General features: G+C 43.1%; 13 protein-coding genes. 8 read left to right on the forward strand and 5 right to left on the reverse strand.

The window, feature by feature from the left end; translation table 11 throughout:
* Nucleotides 1-165 precede the first annotated feature (165 nt).
* Nucleotides 166-1674, reverse strand: a complete 1509-nt coding sequence (gene gppA / locus MHN32_RS17495; protein ID WP_239422407.1) for a guanosine-5'-triphosphate,3'-diphosphate diphosphatase — start codon at nt 1672-1674, stop codon at nt 166-168.
* Between the two features lie 52 nt (nt 1675-1726).
* Nucleotides 1727-3007 carry an ATP-dependent RNA helicase RhlB gene (gene rhlB, locus MHN32_RS17500; RefSeq protein ID WP_010604249.1) on the reverse strand — a complete coding sequence of 427 codons (1281 nt, stop codon included), beginning with the start codon at nt 3005-3007 and terminating at the stop codon, nt 1727-1729.
* 91 nt (nt 3008-3098) lie between these two features.
* Between rhlB and trxA the strand changes: the two genes are divergently transcribed.
* The 3 genes from trxA to MHN32_RS17515 all read left to right on the forward strand — a co-directional run bounded on the left by trxA (nt 3099) and on the right by MHN32_RS17515 (nt 6291).
* Complete coding sequence (trxA, locus tag MHN32_RS17505) at nt 3099-3425, forward strand: thioredoxin TrxA (RefSeq protein ID WP_010378172.1); 327 nt, start codon at nt 3099-3101, stop codon at nt 3423-3425.
* A gap of 205 nt (nt 3426-3630) precedes the next feature.
* On the forward strand, nt 3631-4890 hold the full coding sequence (gene rho, locus MHN32_RS17510) for a transcription termination factor Rho (protein WP_010604247.1): 1260 nt from the start codon (nt 3631-3633) through the stop codon (nt 4888-4890).
* A 138-nt stretch (nt 4891-5028) separates the two neighbouring features.
* Entirely contained in the window at nt 5029-6291 is a 1263-nt protein-coding gene (locus MHN32_RS17515) for a methyl-accepting chemotaxis protein (RefSeq protein WP_239422408.1), read from the forward strand.
* Here the strand turns inward: MHN32_RS17515 and MHN32_RS17520 are convergent.
* Nucleotides 6288-9035, reverse strand: a complete 2748-nt coding sequence (locus MHN32_RS17520; protein WP_239422409.1) for a response regulator — start codon at nt 9033-9035, stop codon at nt 6288-6290. The genes MHN32_RS17515 and MHN32_RS17520 overlap by 4 nt on opposite strands.
* Nucleotides 9036-9190: 155 nt before the next feature.
* Here MHN32_RS17520 and MHN32_RS17525 point away from each other — a divergent pair, with 155 nt between their 5' ends.
* Nucleotides 9191-9775 carry a DNA-J related domain-containing protein gene (locus tag MHN32_RS17525; protein WP_239422410.1) on the forward strand — a complete coding sequence of 195 codons (585 nt, stop codon included), beginning with the start codon at nt 9191-9193 and terminating at the stop codon, nt 9773-9775.
* On the opposite strand, the gene dbpA is transcribed toward MHN32_RS17525, so the two are convergent.
* The gene (gene dbpA, locus MHN32_RS17530; RefSeq protein WP_102055843.1) at nt 9764-11146 is read right to left on the reverse strand and encodes an ATP-dependent RNA helicase DbpA; all 1383 of its coding nucleotides are present in this window, start codon (nt 11144-11146) and stop codon (nt 9764-9766) included. The genes MHN32_RS17525 and dbpA overlap by 12 nt on opposite strands.
* Before the next feature lie 191 nt (nt 11147-11337).
* Here dbpA and MHN32_RS17535 point away from each other — a divergent pair, with 191 nt between their 5' ends.
* Nucleotides 11338-12732, forward strand: coding sequence for a M20/M25/M40 family metallo-hydrolase (locus tag MHN32_RS17535; protein WP_239422411.1), 1395 nt, complete (start codon nt 11338-11340; stop codon nt 12730-12732).
* 85 nt (nt 12733-12817) lie between these two features.
* A complete protein-coding gene (locus MHN32_RS17540) occupies nt 12818-13588 on the forward strand; it encodes a tetratricopeptide repeat protein (RefSeq protein ID WP_102055841.1) in 771 nt (256 codons plus the stop codon).
* On the opposite strand, the gene MHN32_RS17545 is transcribed toward MHN32_RS17540, so the two are convergent.
* The gene (locus MHN32_RS17545; protein ID WP_211867441.1) at nt 13585-16197 is read right to left on the reverse strand and encodes an EAL domain-containing protein; all 2613 of its coding nucleotides are present in this window, start codon (nt 16195-16197) and stop codon (nt 13585-13587) included. The two genes, MHN32_RS17540 and MHN32_RS17545, sit on opposite strands and share 4 nt — an antisense overlap.
* Before the next feature lie 316 nt (nt 16198-16513).
* Between MHN32_RS17545 and ubiD the strand changes: the two genes are divergently transcribed.
* Nucleotides 16514-17986, forward strand: coding sequence for a 4-hydroxy-3-polyprenylbenzoate decarboxylase (ubiD, locus tag MHN32_RS17550; protein ID WP_239422412.1), 1473 nt, complete (start codon nt 16514-16516; stop codon nt 17984-17986).
* Between the two features lie 77 nt (nt 17987-18063).
* Nucleotides 18064-18777, forward strand: coding sequence for an NAD(P)H-flavin reductase (gene fre, locus MHN32_RS17555; protein WP_095727054.1), 714 nt, complete (start codon nt 18064-18066; stop codon nt 18775-18777).
* Nucleotides 18778-18821: the final 44 nt, after the last annotated feature.

The raw sequence follows: 18821 nt of genomic DNA on the forward strand, positions 1-18821 counted from the left end.
CTGCTTTGCTTTTCAGCGTAGCGCCCCGTGTCAGTGGGGTCGCATTATAGGGCGATCCGATTTTAGTGCAACCCTTTTTTTAAAGAAAATTGCGAAAAACAGATCGTTTGGATAGAAATCACTCTAAGACAGTTGTTTTTGCATGTTTTACAAACAAAAAGAGCGCTAAATGCGCTCTATTTTTAATTCCCAACCGAATTTTGATAGGTAAGCTGCTTCTTGAATGAGCTCCGCTAACATCAACGGATGAAGGGATAGCCAAGGATTGGGCATTTGCATAGTCAGGGACTTATTCTCTTTATTGTTGGCTTGCACTGTTACTTTAGGTAGAACATCGTCTTTTCTACGCATAGATAACAAAACACCAAGTCGAACTACGACGCATAACAACTTAGCGTATCCAAAGTGACAACCTAATCGATCAAAATCTTTGGCAACAAGGTCAGCTCTATGATTTTTAACGATAGCAACGATAATATCTTTTTGCGCTTTGCTATATCCAGGCATTGAAGTATTCGCCAATATATAGCCGCTGTGTCTATGGTACTGTTTATAGTCAATCAGCAAGCCTACTTCATGAAGAGATGCGATTGCCTTTGCCAAGTGAAGACTCGCTTGTTCATCGAGACTCCAGCTTGATGACACTTGGGCGATAATATCAGACACCACTTCGTATACTCGCAGCGCCTGCTCGGTATCAACATGATAACGCTGAGTGAAACCATCCAATGTGCGCTGACAGATATCGACAGCCTGAAAATCAGGGATCATACTATAAAGTACACCCTCACGAAGTGCGCCACCGGCAAGACCCATAGATTGAATATCCAATGACTTGAATAGTGCAATCAAAATTGCAAGGCCCGATACAAAGACTAAGCGGCGTTCTTCAATTAGCCCAGGTAAAGTTAGCGCAGCCACCGTTTCACATTCAATTGCTTTAAGCTTTACTTCTTCCAACTTGCTCAGAGTCAGTTGTTCATTCTCGCCCATCGCAGCGAAAATTTCCTGAATGGCTTGAACAGTACCTGACGCACCAATGGCTAACTCCCAGCCAAGCTTTTTATATTTGGCTTGAATAGGCTGGATAACCTGTTTTGCAGCCAGCTCTGCAGCGTCAAAGTTTTTCAGACTTAATAGGCCATCGCTGAAATATCTATCAAGATAAGTCACACAACCCATATTTAAACTTTTATACAGTAAGGCATCAAAGCCTTTTCCGATCACAACTTCGGTACTCGCGCCGCCAATATCAATAACGAGTTGCTTACCTTGACAGGCGGATGTGTGAGCGACACCTTTATAAATCGTTTTAGCTTCCACTTCTCCACTGATCACATTTACCTGATGATTAAGGATCTGCTCCGCTTTTTCGATAAATGTGTGAGCGTTAATAGCCAAACGCAATGTCGCAGTCGCTACAATACTGACATTTTGCTTGGGGATATCTTGTAAGCGCTCAGCAAACAAAGCAAGGCATTCCCATCCTCTTTGCATCGCCTCAAGCGACAATTCATTTTGGTCATTAAGCCCAGATGCCAGCCGCACCTTCCTTTTCACACGGCCGATTGTGTGAATACCGCCTGCCATATGTTTCGCTATCAACATATGAAAGCTGTTAGAACCTAAGTCTATTACAGCGTAAATATCTTCCTTCGAAGCAGTCTTTGCCACTTTTCAAACCTCAACAAATCGCATTAAGCGCTTACTACTTTACTATCCAAGTTTATTTGGATTGTGGTTTTCTATAGCCACCAGTTCGGCGACCGCCACCACGTTGCTTGTTACCACTATTACCATGGCCTGAATGACGACGTTTATTTACTTGAGGCGCACGCAAGTCAGTTAATAGTGCTGTTTTATCATAATGAGAAACAGGAATTGCATGTTCTATGTATTCTTCTATCTCATGTAAATTGTAGGCATATTGCTCGCACGCGAAACTAATCGCATGCCCAGATGCACCAGCTCGACCCGTACGACCAATGCGGTGAACATAGTCTTCTCTGTCATCCGGCAAGTCAAAGTTGAACACATGACTTACTTCAGGAATATGTAAACCACGTGCTGCAACATCAGTCGCAACCAGCAAGTCAACATCACCACGCGTAAACTGCGCTAATATCGATTGGCGTTTCTTTTGGTTCACATCGCCAGTAAGCAAACCAGCACGGTGACCATCCGCTTTCAGCCATGCATATACGTTTTCGCAGCTGTGCTTAGTATTAGCAAAAATGATTGCCTTCTCGGGCCACTCTTCCTCAATCAAAGTAAGCAGTAAAGGTATTTTGTCCTCTGTTGACGGGTGAAATAGCTCTTCTTGAATACGCTTGCCCGTTTTAACATCTGGCTCAATTTGCACATGAATAGGATTGGTCATGTGTTCGAATGCTAACTCTTGCACTCTGTATGACAGTGTTGCAGAGAATAATAGATTTAATCGCTCTTCACGACCTGGCATGCGATTAAACAAATAACGAATGTCTTTGATAAAACCTAAATCAAACATTCGGTCTGCTTCATCTAGCACAACCACTTCGATATCATTGAGGTTATAAGCACCCTGCTTATAAAAATCGATTAAACGCCCAGTCGTTCCGATTAGTATATCCGCACCTTTTTCCAGTTGAGCCCGTTGTTTTTCGTAATCTTCGCCACCATATACAAGGGCAAGCTTAAGATCACAACGTGGCGCAATGACTTGCGCGTCCTTATGTATTTGGATAGCCAACTCTCGAGTCGGTGCCATAATAATTGCACGAGGTTGCGTTTTTTTATCCTTTTTAGTCTGCAATAGGCGATGACAGGTCGCGGTCAAAAACGCAAGGGTTTTGCCCGTACCAGTTTGTGCCTGACCCGCGATATCGCGGCCTTCACAGATGTAAGGTATACACTTTGCTTGGATTGGCGTACAAAATTCGAAGCCATTTTCCTGTAAACCGGCGACCACTTCCGGCGCTAAAGCAAAGTCGTTGAATGTTTTATTGGTCAAATGTGTCTTAGTCATAGCAATAAAGCATAACGTTTAAACTTGCAATAAGAAACAAGAGTGTTTAAATACGCATTAAATATTTCGCCTAATTCTAACGGAGAGCGTAATGAGCGACAAAATTATCCAACTAACTGATGACAGCTTTGAAGCTGACGTAATCAAATCTGACAAGCCTGTACTAGTAGATTTCTGGGCAGAATGGTGTGGCCCTTGTAAGATGATTGCGCCTATCCTTGATGAAGTTGCAGAATCACACGGTGACCGCGTTGCGATCGGCAAACTGAATATTGACCAAAATGCTGGAACTCCACCTAAGTACGGTATCCGTGGTATTCCAACACTATTACTGTTTAAAGATGGTGCAGTAGCAGCAACCAAAGTTGGTGCTCTATCTAAGACTCAACTTGTTGAGTTCCTAGAAAACAACCTGTAATTCAGGCTGTTACATACTCTGCGGCATCACTGCCGCAGTTGTAGACCTGATCTATATCATTTTTAATAGAATAAAATTTGTATAAACACTGGACGACCTGACGCCTAGCTGCTAACTTATAAAGCCACAAACCTTTAAGCTTTATCAAATCAACCTCTCTCGTGAAACTAACGAGAATGACAACTGTAATAAAGAACCCACCAATATGCATTTACGCGAATTAAAAGACAAGTCAATCAATGAACTTGTAAAACTTGCTGAGTCCATGGGACTTGAAAACGTAGCTCGTTTAAGAAAACAAGATATTATCTTTGCTATTTTGAAAGCGCACGCGAAAAGCGGCGAGAATATATACGGCGGCGGTGTTTTAGAAATTTTACAAGATGGCTTCGGCTTTTTACGTTCTTCAGAAGCATCTTACCTAGCTGGCCCTGATGATATTTATGTTTCTCCGAGCCAGATTAGACGTTTCAGCCTGCGTACCGGTGATACCATCAGTGGTTTAATCAGACCACCAAAAGATGGCGAAAGATACTTTGCATTATTGAAAGTTAATGAAGTTAACTTCGATAAGCCTGAAAACTCTCGTACCAAAATCCTATTCGAAAACCTAACGCCTATTCATGCTAATGAGCGTATGGTAATGGAGCGAGGTAACGGTAGTACAGAAGATATTACCGCTCGAGTATTAGACCTTGCTTCTCCAATTGGTAAAGGTCAGCGTGCACTTATCGTTGCACCACCAAAAGCGGGTAAGACAATGTTGCTTCAAAACATTGCTCAGTCCATCACATACAACAACCCAGATGCAACATTGATGGTACTACTAATCGATGAACGTCCGGAAGAAGTAACTGAGATGCAGCGTCTTGTTCAAGGTGAAGTAATTGCTTCTACGTTTGACGAACCTGCCAACCGCCACGTTCAAGTAGCAGAAATGGTAATCGAAAAAGCAAAGCGCTTAGTTGAGCATAAGAAGGATGTTATTATTCTACTTGACTCAATCACACGTCTTGCTCGAGCATACAACACGGTTATTCCTTCCTCAGGTAAAGTATTAACTGGTGGTGTTGATGCCAATGCACTTCACAAACCTAAGCGCTTCTTTGGTGCTGCACGTAATGTTGAGGAAGGCGGAAGCTTAACCATCATCGCAACGGCACTTATCGATACCGGCTCTAAGATGGATGAAGTTATCTACGAAGAGTTTAAAGGTACGGGTAACATGGAACTACACCTAAACCGTAAGATTGCGGAAAAACGTGTATTCCCAGCTATCGACTTCAACCGCTCTGGTACTCGTCGTGAAGAACTACTAACGAAGACTGATGAGCTTCAAAAGATGTGGATCTTGCGCAAGATTGTGCATGAAATGAGTGAGATCGATGCCATGGAATTCCTTATTGACAAGCTTTCCATGAGCAAAACAAACGATGAGTTTTTCGACTCAATGCGTCGTAAGTAAGTAGACTCTGAGTCTAATTATTGAAAAGCCAGCTTATACTGGCTTTTTGCGTTTCAGGTTCGCCAACTACCTGTTTTTGTTCTATACCTTACCTAGTGAATTTAAACCAAGTTTGAATAATGAACCTAGGGATATAGAATGAAGCCGAGTCGTATTATTGCCGCTGTCACACTGTTTAATCTGGCTTCGGTAACACTCGCAATCACCTTGCTATCTTCTGATACAGCCAAAATAGCTGTTGCTCTCGGAGCTCTAGCACTGGGGGCGCTCTTCCAGCTTTTATGCTTTAAGAAAACCTCTTCCGCTGAAAAGCATATGGAACATCTCGTTCGCAACTTTATCAACGACAATGGTGTCGACCTAACGTATCGCTTTAACGAACAAGATAAAAATATTTCTAAGTCCTGCCTACTAATGAATGATTGCTTCGCCGTTATAGAACATATAATTAGTGAAGTATACGCATCTTCTTCTCGACTTCACCCAATGGCAGATAGTTTAAGAGATACCTACGCATCCATGACGCAAAAAGCGACGCTACAACATACTCACGGAGAATACTTAGCCACCTCGATACAGTCTATGTTAGAGATTTCCGCGCGTTTAGATACTAGCTTAGAGCAGATCTACGCATCTGTAGAAAACGCTACAACGGCAGTGAAGCAGACCAGATTAGATACTGACAAAAGCCAAAAAAGCCTGCTAACTCTTGCAGATAACATCAAAAAAACCAATGAACAAATAGAGTTGCTCAAAACAGACAGCAACGAAATTAGCTCAGTGCTTGAAGTTATTAATGCTATTGCAGAGCAGACCAATTTACTTGCGCTAAACGCTGCGATTGAAGCAGCACGAGCTGGCGAGCTAGGCAGAGGCTTTGCCGTCGTTGCTGATGAAGTTCGTAATTTAGCGGCAAGAACAAGCCAATCTACAAAAGAAGTAAGTCTGGTTATCAGAAAAATTCAATCCGGTACAGATTCTGTTTACGCACTCATGCAAGCAGCACTAGAGGAAACAGATAACACGGTAAAATTAAGCGAAGCCTCTACAAAAGAGGTTGATGAAATAGAAAACGCGATGCTCTCCATCAACCAAATGTCTCACGATATTCATCGACAAGTTGGAGAACAGAAGCAAGCCTCTGACGAAGCTCAAGAGAGCATAGAGTCAATGGTGCACCTGAATTCAGATGCACTTTCAAGTACAAGAATACAGGCTGTCTCCAATCGTGACCTCATAGCACTATCGCAAAGTATTCATTCCAAGTTATCCATGTTTAAGATTTCAGATTACACCCCGGAACTAGACACCAGAAAAGACAGTTCACGGGTATCAATCAGTAATATTGAGCAACCTGAAAACTCAAATGTGGGGAATGCTGATGGTATAGAACTATTTTAGGACGCTAAAGACTCTTTAGATTTTAGCTGATCGCACATCGCTAAGAACAAAGACTGAAACTGATCTTCATTTCCTTGCTTTAACACTTTTTCAAATTCTATGGCTATACTTGCCAGTTCGGGAAATTCAAACATAGATGCCGCCCCCGCCAACTTATGGCAAATAGCCTGAAGTGTGAGCAGCTCTTTATTTTGCCAAGCATCAATTAGTAAATAACGCTCTTGTTCAAAAGTACTTGCGAAGCTATCTCTTAAGTCCGATAAATCGATATTAAGCTCATATGCTTTGCCATGCTCAAAGTTCAAATGCGTATTCAGAACTCCCAGCAATTCATTTTTATTAATCGGCTTGCCAATATGTCCATTGAATCCAGAATCAATATATGATTTGACTTCCTCCATCAGTACATTAGCGGTTAGCGCGTATATCGGCCCAGAATAGCCAGCAGAACGAATAATCCTTAATGCTTCGACACCATCCATTCTTGGCATTTGAATGTCCATAAGCACCAAATCAGGAAAGTCACTAAGACACTGTTCAACCGCTCGAGCACCATTTTCGGCTACAATGACCGTCGCCCCCGTCCGCTCGATCATACGAGAGAATAATTGGCGGTTTTCAGGGTGATCCTCTACAACCAACACAGTACCTGATAACAAAGGTTGCTTTAGCTGAGGTTCTTGCGCTTCAGTGGCCGCGACATTGAGATACACAGTACAAGGTACATGAAAAGAGAAGATACTGCCTTTATCAATAATGCTTTGAACTTTTATTTCACCATTCATCATATGCGCAAGCTGGCTCGACAAACTTAATCCGAGCCCAGAGCCACCAAAGCGCCTTGTTATGCTGTTGTCAGCTTGTTGGAAATTATCAAAAATTCGGCCTATCTGCTGCTCAGTCATGCCAATACCTGTGTCCTTCACCACAAACTGTAAGCCATGGTGCGTTTCAGATACTTCTAATTCAATACGGCCTTTTTCGGTAAACTTTAGGGCATTACTTAGCAAGTTTATTAGTATTTGTTTTACTCGAATGTAATCTAAACGCACGTAAGCGTTAGCCCTGACCTGGTCACAAACGATAAACTCTAATTGCTTACTCTGGATATTTTGTTGAAACATATCGCATAAGTCCGCAAGTAAGCTGCTTACCGAAAACTCTGTTGATTCAAGCTCTAAGCGCTCAGCTTCGATTCGACTTAGGTCAAGAATATCATTGACGAGATCTCGTAAGTGTAACCCTTGATTATAGATAGTTCTGACTGAAGCTTGTGCCTGAGCATTTAAATCTTGTTCGACCAACAAGTCTTCTGCATGTCCCAGCACCGTAGTAAGTGGCGTTCTGATTTCATGGCTCATGTTTGCTAGAAATTGACTTTTCACTTGATTTGCCGCTTTTAACTCATCCGCTTTTTGCTGAAGCTCAGATGTTCTGAGTGCGACTTTTTGACTTAGCTCCAGTTTTGCTCTTTGCTCAACCTTACGTCGGTAAAGTGCGAAAGTTGTCAGTAAGGTTAATAGTGCAATGATAACACCCAACAATTGTAACTGGCTGCGCTGCTCTTCTTTCAGTAGCTGTAATTTTTGCTCTTGCTTGAGCACTTCAACTTCTCGAGAAAGCTCACTCGCTTCATACTTAGCACGATAATCATTGATTCGCTTAAGCACGTCATCATTCATTAAGCGCTTTTGCGCTTCCAGATTTTGCGAGTCATATTCTCTAGCTTGTTGTATATTACCTTGAGCAGCCTCAATTAGCGCTAGTAAACGTAGCGACATTCGCTCCTTCTTCTGCTCGTGCATCAATCGGCTGGCAGCTAAACTTTGCTCAGCATTCGCTAAGGCTTCTACAAGTCTGCCTTGTGCAAAAAATATTTGTGCTAATGTATATTGCGCCTCCATAACATTAGCGGGGTTTTGAGCCTTTTCAGCGTAATAAAGTGCAAAATTCGCCTCTTTTTCAGCAACGTCAAGCTGATCTAAGGAATAGCTAAGAAGTGCGAGGTTAACGTATTCGTACGATAAATGGCGAACATCATTTTGAGCTTCATAATACGTAATGGCGGCCTGATAAGAAGCTTTAGCCAATTCAGGCTTTTTCGTTTCCGTATACAGGACTCCAAGATCTGCATGAGCAAGCGCGACACCATATTCATCACCCAATTCATTAAAAGCTTTAAGCGCGGTATGTAGCATCTCCTCCGCTTTATCGTAGGCAGCTTGACGAATATAAACCCCTGAAATATTGAGTAGAATGTCAGCGTGATCTTGAGCATTGCCAAACTCCTGATAGAGCTCGTCCGCTTTTAAATAGTTTTGTAGTGCAAGATCTAAAGTAAAGTTTTTAAAGTAGGCCAACCCTAGGTTGCTGTGTAAGTTAGCCATTTCAATAGGGATATTACGCTGTTCAGCCAGCGCTAAAGCACGAGAGTAAAACTCTATTGCCTGTTGGTATTGACCGAGATAGAAATTACAGATCCCTTGTAGCTTAACAGCAGTAAAGTGGTTGTCAGTTAAGGGCTCTGACTGGGTGATTAATTCTAGCTGGCTAAGAAAAGCTAGTGCATCTTTAAACTGATTGTGACTATAAGCAGACTTACCAAGGCTAAACAAAATGTCCACTTTTTTCTCTTTTCCGAGCTTTTTCTCAGCGAGAAGTTCCTTGCCTAGAATTTGTTTTTGTTGCCAATTCGTAATCAGCTTCATTTCCGTAATGCGTTCAGTGAGTGAAGTATTACTCACTGCATATTCCGCATGAAAAGTAGTAGAGAGATAAAAACAACACGCAAACACAGATCTGGGCTTTAGTAGCCTCGATAAATTCATTGTTGCTCTCCATTGCTTATCATTTAGTCTGCGTGGTAGTGTGAAGATACACCAAGACTAAAGAGGCGACAATGTTCAATCCGCTTACAGATGTTATTTTTAAATTAATTTGTCAAAATCAATCTTTAAAAGTACACACTATTGCCGCCGCTCTGATGGAACAACAGCAACTACCTCACCTTGATGAAGATGAAAATAAAAATCTCTTCAAGCGCAACTTTCTGATCATGAATGCCCTGTACCAACTTCAGCAAGAAGTATTCGCTGAGGGTCAATACCTGCATGTTGAAGCGCTCAATGTTTATCTAGCTCCACGACTAGGTGAACATCAATTAGCATTAGATGATCCGCTCAGAAGCTACTATTTAGATTGGCAACACTATGAAACCAGCAGTGAAGAAGTGAGTGCTCTGTTGGATAACTTTTGGCAGCGCTTTGCATTCAATGGCGCTCGCCAGCGAATTAATATCAAGGCTGACGAATTAAACGCGATTAAAACACGCTGGCGACTGCCTAACGGATATGATCGCAGGATGTTAAGTCAATGTTGGAGAAAACTGGCCCTGACTCATCACCCAGATAAATCAGGTGATGAGGAGGCTTTCAAACGCTTAATGAACGAGTATGAGATACTTAAGCAGACCTTAAGCACGTAGGGCTTTATAGCGCTTATTTTTAATTTTGCTATTGTTAAGCTTTCGTAGTGCAGGCTTTACTGCCTCGCGTTTTACAGCCACGAAGGTTTGTACATCATATATATTGATTTTACCAATTTGTTTAAAGTTAATGCCCTCTTCACCTGTCAAGCTGCCGACGATATCTCCTTTGCGAAGCTTTTGTTGCTTTCCACCTTCAATCATGAGGGTCACCATATTCGACTTATAGGCTGGTTTTTCGAGCAGTGAATGGCCCGGCAACGTGCCATGTTTTAGCTCTTGACCATATATTTCCGCCAACTGTTTTATTTTGAAGGCTTCTTTTTCTCCATAAAGAGATACTGCGATACCTTTGTGCTCACCCCGGCCCGTACGACCAACACGGTGAATATGCGTCTGTGGCTCAAGCGCCAAATGATAGTTAACCACAAGCTCAACTTCCTCAACGTCGAGCCCTCGAGCGGCCACGTCAGTGGCAACCAAAATATTGGCACTCTTATTAGCAAAGGTGAGCAATGACCACTCACGCTCACCTTGATCTAAATCGCCATGTAACTCGACACAAGCAAGTCCGGTTTGGCGTAATTCTTCGAATAGTCGCTTAGTCTCAGCTTTGGTATTACAAAAAACGATACAGCTTTGCGGCTGGTGCTGCATTAACAGCACTCTCAGCGCGTTAAAGCGCATTTTATTGTTGTCTAACTTATAAAAGGTTTGCTTAATGCTGTGGTGTGCTTGTTCTTCTTTTGCTTCAACAAACTCTGGCTCACGCATATATTGCTTCGCCAGTTTCATGATCTTATCTGGGTAAGTCGCACTAAACATTAGTGTTTGTCGAACTTCAGGGACATACACTAAAATGCTTTCTAGCGTTTCAGTAAAGCCCATATCCAGCATCTGATCAGCTTCGTCGAATACCACAGTCTGCGTTTCAGTTAGCATGAGTGAGCCATTAAAAACATGCTCTTCAACTCGACCAGGTGTACCAACAACAATATGCGCACCGTGTTGCAACGCCCGTGTTTGAGGTTCAATTGGCGTTCCTCCGCAGAGTGTTTGCACTTTGACGTTACCAATTAAAGCCGCAATTTTTCTGATCTCTTGTGCGACTTGATCAGCCAACTCTCTCGTTGGACATAACACCAAAGCCTGAACCTCATTGCACTCGGGCTGCAACTTATTCAGCAGCGCAAGTGAAAACACCAGTGTTTTACCAGATCCAGTTTTCCCTTTCACGACTAAATCTCGTCCGGTCAGCGCCGGCGCTAAACTCACAGACTGTACTGCTGTTGGCACCATGTAGTTAAGATCTACAAGGCGCTGAGCAAGCGCTTGGTTTAGAGGTAATTGAGAAAATGAAGTGATCGACACAGTGCTTTCCTATTCGCTATCTTAATCGCGTATTTTATACCAAATGTGTAAATTCGCTAACCGCTTTACTCTATTATTCCAAGATAAAGCGCCCCTAGATTGTGGATGAATTATCCTCATCGCAATACACGGACTTACATCACAATTTATGCTTTAATCTCTCGGTAACTCCATTTTTACCAAGGATTATCATGAAGTTTAAATCACTATTGGCATTTGGTTTATTAAGCGCAGGTTTGAGTACAGCACTGCAAGCCGAAGAATTTACTACACAACAATTAGAACAAGTTAAACAAGTTAGAGAAGCCGCAAGCCACAGCAACCTAAGTTGGCAATTACTAGAATCCCTCACCACAGAAGTAGGCCCACGCTTACCGGGTACCGAAAATGATAAAAAAGCGGTAGCTTGGGCAAAGAAACAACTTGAGCAATTGGGCTTTGACAAAGTCTGGCTTGAGGAAGCGACCTTTCCTGAATGGCGCCGCTACCATGAGTCTGCAAAAATCCTGATACCGAGCGAACAACCGCTACACCTTACAGCGCTCGGTAACAGTGTCAGTACACCAAAAGATGGCTTAAGTGGCGAAGTAGTGTTGTTTGAAACTCTCGATGAGCTGATTGCTGCGCCAGACAACAGCTTAAAAGGTAAAATAGCTTTTATTAATTACCGCATGAACCGCGATATTGATGGTAATGGCTATGGACCGGCAGTAAGAGCTCGTAATAGCGGCGCCGTAGAAGCGGCTAAAAAAGGCGCTATCGCCTATATGATGCGCTCGGTCAGCACCAGCCACCACCGCTTCGCGCACACTGGCGGCAGTCACTATAAAGCGGGCGTGACAAAAATCCCGTCCACAGCAGTTGCCAACCCAGATGCGGATCAGCTAGCACGCCTTATCAACTCAGGTCATGCCGTTAAAGTCGCGCTAAATATTCAAACCGAGGACTTAGGTGAAGGAACCAGTTACAACGTCATCGGTGAATTCACGGGCACCGAATTTCCAGAGCAATATGTCTTAATTGGTGGTCACTTAGACTCTTGGGATCTGGGTACAGGTGCACTCGATGATGGTGCTGGTGTTGCATTAACGATGGCGGCAGCTAAGCATATTGCCGATGTAAAACGCCCTAAACGTAGTGTCCGCGTAGTCCTATTTGCAGCAGAAGAACTCGGTCTTTGGGGAGCAAAAGCTTATTTTAAAAAGCATCAGGCAGAATTAGACCGCATCGTAGCCGCATCCGAGTCCGATTTTGGTGCAGATGTAGTGTATGCGTTTGAATCAAACGTAAATGCAGCTTCCTTACCGGTTGTGCGTGAGATTGCAAAACAATTGGCGCCACTTGGCGTTACTTATATTGGCAAGAATAGCGCACATGGTGGTCCTGACTTAATTCCGCTGAAAAATGCTACATCAGCGCCAATCTTCGCTTTACACCAAGATGGAACCGATTATTTTGATTATCACCACACAGCTGATGACACGCTTGATAAAGTCGATCCAGAAAAACTAAAGCAAAATACCGCGGCATACGCCGTATTTGCCTTAATGGCAGCCGATGCCAAAACGAAAATGGCAGGGAAATAAAATCTTACACTTATGGGGACAAGTACACTTGTCCCCTACACTCAAGTTGCCTACCTTAGACATACCCACACCTAACTAATAGAATATGGAAATCAAAAGCGTATTTTTTTCCTTTTACGACACAATATTCAACTTCATCAGTAAATATAAAGTTGCCGTGTCGGCACTAATTGTGGTCACTATTGCATTTTACTTTTATAACCAGCATCAACAACAAATCGCTAGTTATCAAACATACTTAGCATCCCCACAAATCGATGACCTGATTATTTTTGACGCTGGCAAGAACACTGGGCAAGTTTATGATCCTGCTTTTCAGATATTACAAATTACTGAGCTGACAGATGACAACATTGAAGTGAAGGAAAGTGCCTACACTTATCGAACAATGCGTAACATCACCCGAGATATCCGTGTCAGCATGCTAATGACCGATCATTATTTTAAGCCACAAAGGCTGACGCTAGAAAAAGACAATCTATTAGACTTACTTGACGATGAAACCATAGTCTCCGTATACAGGCCTGTAGGGATCCATGTACTCGGCGGCGTTGTTAGACAAAGATTTAAAAAGCCGAAGCCACTATATAATGGACCTAAGATCTCTGCACAGAACCAAGAAGCAATTCACGCTTACAGCCAAGGAAACTTTGAAGAAGCAAAAACGGGATTTGCAGCAGCAGCTAAAACCGGCAACCCTTGGGCACAATATAACTATGGGACAATGCTTCGCGACGGTGAAGGCGGTGCAAAAGACATTAAAAAAGCGATCCACTGGCTTAAACTTGCCGCAGAGCAAGGTAATCATAAAGCACAGACAGCCCTGGCTAAGTTATGCCAAGACCACCCCTGTTAACTGTGACTTTGCTTGTGATACTGCACAGTCAAAACGTTTGCTTCAAACTCTTGTTGTGCCACCGGTTTAGAATGAAAGTAGCCTTGTGTCATATCACACAGTAAATTCTTTAAAAACATGCATTGTGCGGGGGTTTCAACCCCTTCTGCAATGACCCTTAAGTTCAATTTATGCGCCATCAATATAATCGCACTGACGAGCGCTTTATCTTCTTCATCTTCAGGTAAATCACGAATAAAGGTTCTATCAATTTTCAATTTAGAAAGCGGGAAGCGCTTGAGATAACTCAACGACGAATATCCAGTACCGAAGTCGTCAATCGCCAGTTCTACACCGATTTCTCTTAATGCTTTTAATTGTGACAATATTTTGTCTGAGTTTTCAACTAGTACTGACTCTGTGATTTCCAATGTCAGATATTTAGCTTCTAGTCTGGTGTCTTTAAGTACTTTTCTTACTAATGCAACCATATCTTGGCGTTTAAACTGGATACTAGAAACGTTAACTGCAATAAATAAGGGTCTACCGTAGTTGTCTTGCCAAGCTTTAACTTGAGAACAAGCGTGATACAGCACCCATTCTCCAATGGGTAAGATAAGCCCTAGTTCTTCGCAAACGGGAATAAATTGCTCTGGAGAAACATGGCCTAGCAACTCACTTTTCCATCTTAACAACACCTCGCAGCCAACGAGGTCGCCTCTACCAAGCTGTGAAAAAATAGGTTGGTACACCAATGATAATTCTCGATTAGACAGCGCTTTGTGCAAGGCACTTTCTAACACGCTACGCGCTTTGGCATGTTGATGCATCGCTGAAGTATAGAATTGAAAACAGTCGCGACCATGCTCCTTCGCTTTATACATTGCACTATCGGCATTACGTAGCAAGATTTTTCGATCGGTGCCGTCATCTGGGTAAAGCGTGATCCCCATACTACCGGATACATAAGCTTCGTGCCCTTCCAAATGAAAAGGGTTGGCTAGTGCACGTAAAATCTTAGTCGCAACCTGCTCTAAATCACTGATAGAACTTATATCTTGTAGCAATAACGCGAACTCATCCCCACCTAATCTTGCAACGGTATCAGAACTGCGCACGCACTCATTAATACGGTTTGCAGCTTCTTTGAGTAGTAGATCACCAATATGATGTCCAAGCGTGTCATTCACTGCTTTAAAGCGGTCAAGATCGATAAAACAAATTGCAAAGCGCTCTTCTAGCTGAGCTGCTCGTTTTAACGCTAAATCAAATTTAACGTGATAATGATGGCGGTTTGCAAGACCTGTCAAACTATCAAAGTTGGCTTGCTGCCACATCAACTGTTCGTTACGTTTTCTCGAGGTAATATCACTGAATAACGCAACATACATATCAATTTCCCGAGCATCGTTAAATACTGCAGATACTTGCAGCCAACTCGGATAAATTTCACCATTTTTGCGCTTGTTCCAAATCTCTCCCTCCCAATGGCCTTTGTTAACCAAGTCATCATATAACGCGTTGAAAAAGCGCTCATCGTGACGTCCAGAGTTCAGGATTGATGGAGTCTCCCCTATCACTTCATCCATGCCAAAGCCTGTAATTTCGCTAAATGCACGATTTACCATTTGGATTTGATTATGTTTGTCGGAGACCAACACACCTTCAGAGGTTGTCGAAAATACCGTACTTGCCAAGCGCTGTTCTCTTTCGTTCTCAAGCTCTTCCGTAATATCTTGAATAACATAGATAAAACCAAGTTTTGCTTGTGTTTCACTTACCACCGGGGCACAAGAAACCCGCACATTGCGATAACCAAAACGCGCATCAAGTTGGCACTCAAGCGTTCCTTCCGTTAGCAGCTTTTCACTATCAAGCACATCAAATAAGGTATAAATAGATTTTGATTTTAACGCTTCTAAACTATCAAAATCCTTTAACACTGAGCCATTAGCGGCTTCAATGTGATGAGTTTCATCCGTAAACACCAGATATGCTTTAATACCATCAAAAATGGCACTGAGCTTCGCACCTTGGTCTTGTGCTCGCTGATTGGAGCGCCTTAGCCTGACCAAAACGGTCATCAATACCGCCATCGATAGAATAAGCACAGCAATTACCGCAGTTAACAAAATGACCTGTACCATATTGGCTTGCTTGATTTTTTCAGTCTGCAGCATGACCTGTTGTTCAAGATTGGCTTGGTAATGCCAAAGATCTTGCTGTAGCTTACGCTGCTCACTCATATCTTGAATGATAGAAAGTAACCTTGGTTTACCATCGCTATCTTCAAACGGCGTTGAGTGAACACTCACTGTTTTAGTACTACCGTCTGCAGTTTGATGTTGGAAGATAAAATAATTGCGGCCTTCATTTAATGCCGCTTGACGCTCATTGGCAACCTGCTCGGCGGTAAATAAGTTGATATCTTGAATGACTTTTGATTCTAGTACCGCCTCGCTATAACCATAGAATGCGGCAGCAGCCTTATTGGCATCCAAAATTTTTCCAGACGTGGGCTCGATGATCAACATCACCGCGCTATGATTAGAAAAAGTATAATATGGTAACTCGTTAGCTGGTGCTGAAATACAAAACAGCAACAGCAGCCCCCCGAGCAATTTTGACATCAACTTCAAACTCAGACCCCTCAGGATATCGTTTTATGCAACCGCGGCGACTATAGCGCAAAGGGTATGTGAGCTACATCGAAAGTCGATTTTTGCTTGTTTCATATCAAAACAACTCAACACACACATCTTTTTATAACAATTTATACACTTGCTCCGGCGTACTGACAAGCCGATACGCTCTGAAAGTGTAGTCTATTTCGCAATAGTCTAGACGCAAAAGTGAGTCACTAAACCTTTTCACCATCCCATCCGTACAGCTAGGAAAAATATGCCTAGTTGATATACTAGGCCAAACTCAACTCACAGTGCGCCGATGAAATACCAAGACTTACGAGATTTTATAGCCCAGCTTGAAAAACAAGGAGAACTTGTTCGCGTCAAGCAGCCCATTTCCACCAAACTAGAAATGACTGAAATTGCAGACCGAACGCTGCGAGCAGGTGGACCCGCTATCCTATTTGAAAACCCTGTTGGTTATGACATTCCGGTACTGGCTAACCTATTTGGCACACCAAAACGCGTCGCAATGGGGATGGGACAAAGCGATGTCAGTGAACTAAGAGAAGTCGGCAAGTTACTCGCTTTTTTAAAAGAACCCGATCCACCAAAGGGAATTAAAGAAGCCATTGGCCAGCTACCGGTATTCAAACAAGTGTTGAATATGCCAGCCAAAGAAGTGAAAAAAGCCCCATGTCAGGAAGTTGTACTGAGCGATAATGAGGTTGATCTCACTAAACTACCTATTCAACATTGCTGGCCTGGTGATGCCGCACCTTTAATTACATGGGGGTTAACGGTAACCAAAGGTCCTTATAAAAAGCGTCAGAACCTAGGGATTTATCGTCAACAGCTATTGGGTAAAAACAAAATTATTATGCGCTGGCTATCACATCGTGGCGGTGCGCTTGATTTTCAGGAGTGGTGCAAAGAGCACCCCGGCGAACCGTATCCGGTATCTGTTGCACTTGGCGCTGATCCCGCGACGATTTTAGGTGCGGTAACTCCGGTTCCCGATACTTTGAGCGAATACGCATTTGCAGGTCTACTGCGTGGTAGTAAGACGCAGGTCGTTAAATCAATTTCAAACGAACTGCAAGTACCAGCGAGTGCCGAAATCGTCTTAGAAGGATATATTCAACCGGGCGAGCTCGCGCCAGAAGGCCCATATGGCGATCACACCGGCTACTACAATGAAGTTGACGACTTCCCTGTAATGACTGTCACTCATATGACACATCGCAAAGATCCTATTTATCACAGCACTTATACGGGCCGCCCGCCTGATGAGCCAGCTATTCTTGGTGTTGCCCTCAACGAAGTATTCGTGCCGATTTTACAAAAGCAATTTCCGGAAATCGTCGATTTTTACCTTCCACCAGAAGGCTGCTCATACCGCATGGCGGTCGTCACCATGAAAAAGCAGTATCCGGGTCATGCTAAACGCGTGATGATGGGCGTATGGTCTTTCCTTAGACAATTTATGTACACCAAGTTTGTCATTGTTTGTGATGATGATGTAAATGCTCGCGACTGGAATGATGTGATTTGGGCGATAACAACACGTATGGATCCCGCAAGAGACACCACCTTAGTTGAAAGCACGCCTATTGATTATCTCGATTTTGCTTCCCCTGTGTCCGGGCTTGGTTCTAAAATAGGTATGGACGCAACCAACAAGTGGCCGGGTGAGACCGACCGTGAATGGGGCGAGCCTATCGTTATGGATCCCAAGGTTAAACAACGCGTTGACGAAATTTGGGATACCCTAGGGATCACCATCAAATGACATATATCATCTAACATTGTGCACTCAGCTATGCTAGAGTGCACAGACTTTAGCCACGTGCTTAATAAAGGTAACACATGCAAGTATTAGCAGCAGAGGTTGTCTCAATTACACCTCTTACGGAATTTGTTCACAAAGTTATATTAAAACCTGAAGAAGCGGTGCAATTCGAAGCCGGCCAGTATCTGCAATTGGTACTTGGTGAAAAAGACAAACGTGCTTTCTCGATTGCCAGCAGCCCTTCAAAAACAGAGCAGTTAGAGTTACATATCGGTGCTTCTGGCGCAGACTCTTATGCCATGCAATCACTAGATCACCTACGTAACGCTTTTGATACAAAGCAAACCGTTACATTAGAAGTTGGCCTTGGCGTATCTCAGATCCGTGTTGATCAAGCGCGTCCACTAGTTCTACTTGCCGGCGGCACTGGGTTTTCTTATGTCAAATCTATGGCCGATCACTTGGCTGAAACAGGTTACGACCAACCTGTTTTATTTTATTGGGGTGTAAAAGAAGAATCTGCGCTATATGCAAAAGCGGAGATGGAAGCTTGGGCCGCCTCAAATAAACACTTTCAGTTTATTCCTGTGGTAGAAAATGCCAGTGAAGCATGGCAAGGCCATCGCGGCTTCGTTCATCAGGCTGTGATGAAAGATATCGTTTCTTTAGAACCGTACAGTATTTATATGGCTGGCCGCTTTGACATGATAGGTATCGTGCGTGATGACTTTATCAATCATGGTGCTGAGCGCGACTTTATGTACGCCGACGCTTTTGCGTTTATTAAGTAACCTGAGCTGCGGATAATTAATGCCTTTCTAGCAGCCAGTTTTAG

It is taken from the genome of Pseudoalteromonas sp. Of11M-6 (assembly GCF_022347905.1).
Classification (GTDB): Bacteria; Pseudomonadota; Gammaproteobacteria; order Enterobacterales; family Alteromonadaceae; genus Pseudoalteromonas.

Coding starts and splice junctions, on each gene's coding strand:
- rhlB (WP_010604249.1), bottom strand. CDS start 3,007: ATGACTAAGACACATTTGACCAATAAAACATTCAACGACTTTGCTTTA.
- trxA (WP_010378172.1), top strand. CDS start 3,099: ATGAGCGACAAAATTATCCAACTAACTGATGACAGCTTTGAAGCTGAC.
- rho (WP_010604247.1), top strand. CDS start 3,631: ATGCATTTACGCGAATTAAAAGACAAGTCAATCAATGAACTTGTAAAA.
- MHN32_RS17515 (WP_239422408.1), top strand. CDS start 5,029: ATGAAGCCGAGTCGTATTATTGCCGCTGTCACACTGTTTAATCTGGCT.
- MHN32_RS17525 (WP_239422410.1), top strand. CDS start 9,191: ATGTTCAATCCGCTTACAGATGTTATTTTTAAATTAATTTGTCAAAAT.
- MHN32_RS17535 (WP_239422411.1), top strand. CDS start 11,338: ATGAAGTTTAAATCACTATTGGCATTTGGTTTATTAAGCGCAGGTTTG.
- MHN32_RS17540 (WP_102055841.1), top strand. CDS start 12,818: ATGGAAATCAAAAGCGTATTTTTTTCCTTTTACGACACAATATTCAAC.
- MHN32_RS17545 (WP_211867441.1), bottom strand. CDS start 16,197: ATGTCAAAATTGCTCGGGGGGCTGCTGTTGCTGTTTTGTATTTCAGCA.
- ubiD (WP_239422412.1), top strand. CDS start 16,514: ATGAAATACCAAGACTTACGAGATTTTATAGCCCAGCTTGAAAAACAA.
- fre (WP_095727054.1), top strand. CDS start 18,064: ATGCAAGTATTAGCAGCAGAGGTTGTCTCAATTACACCTCTTACGGAA.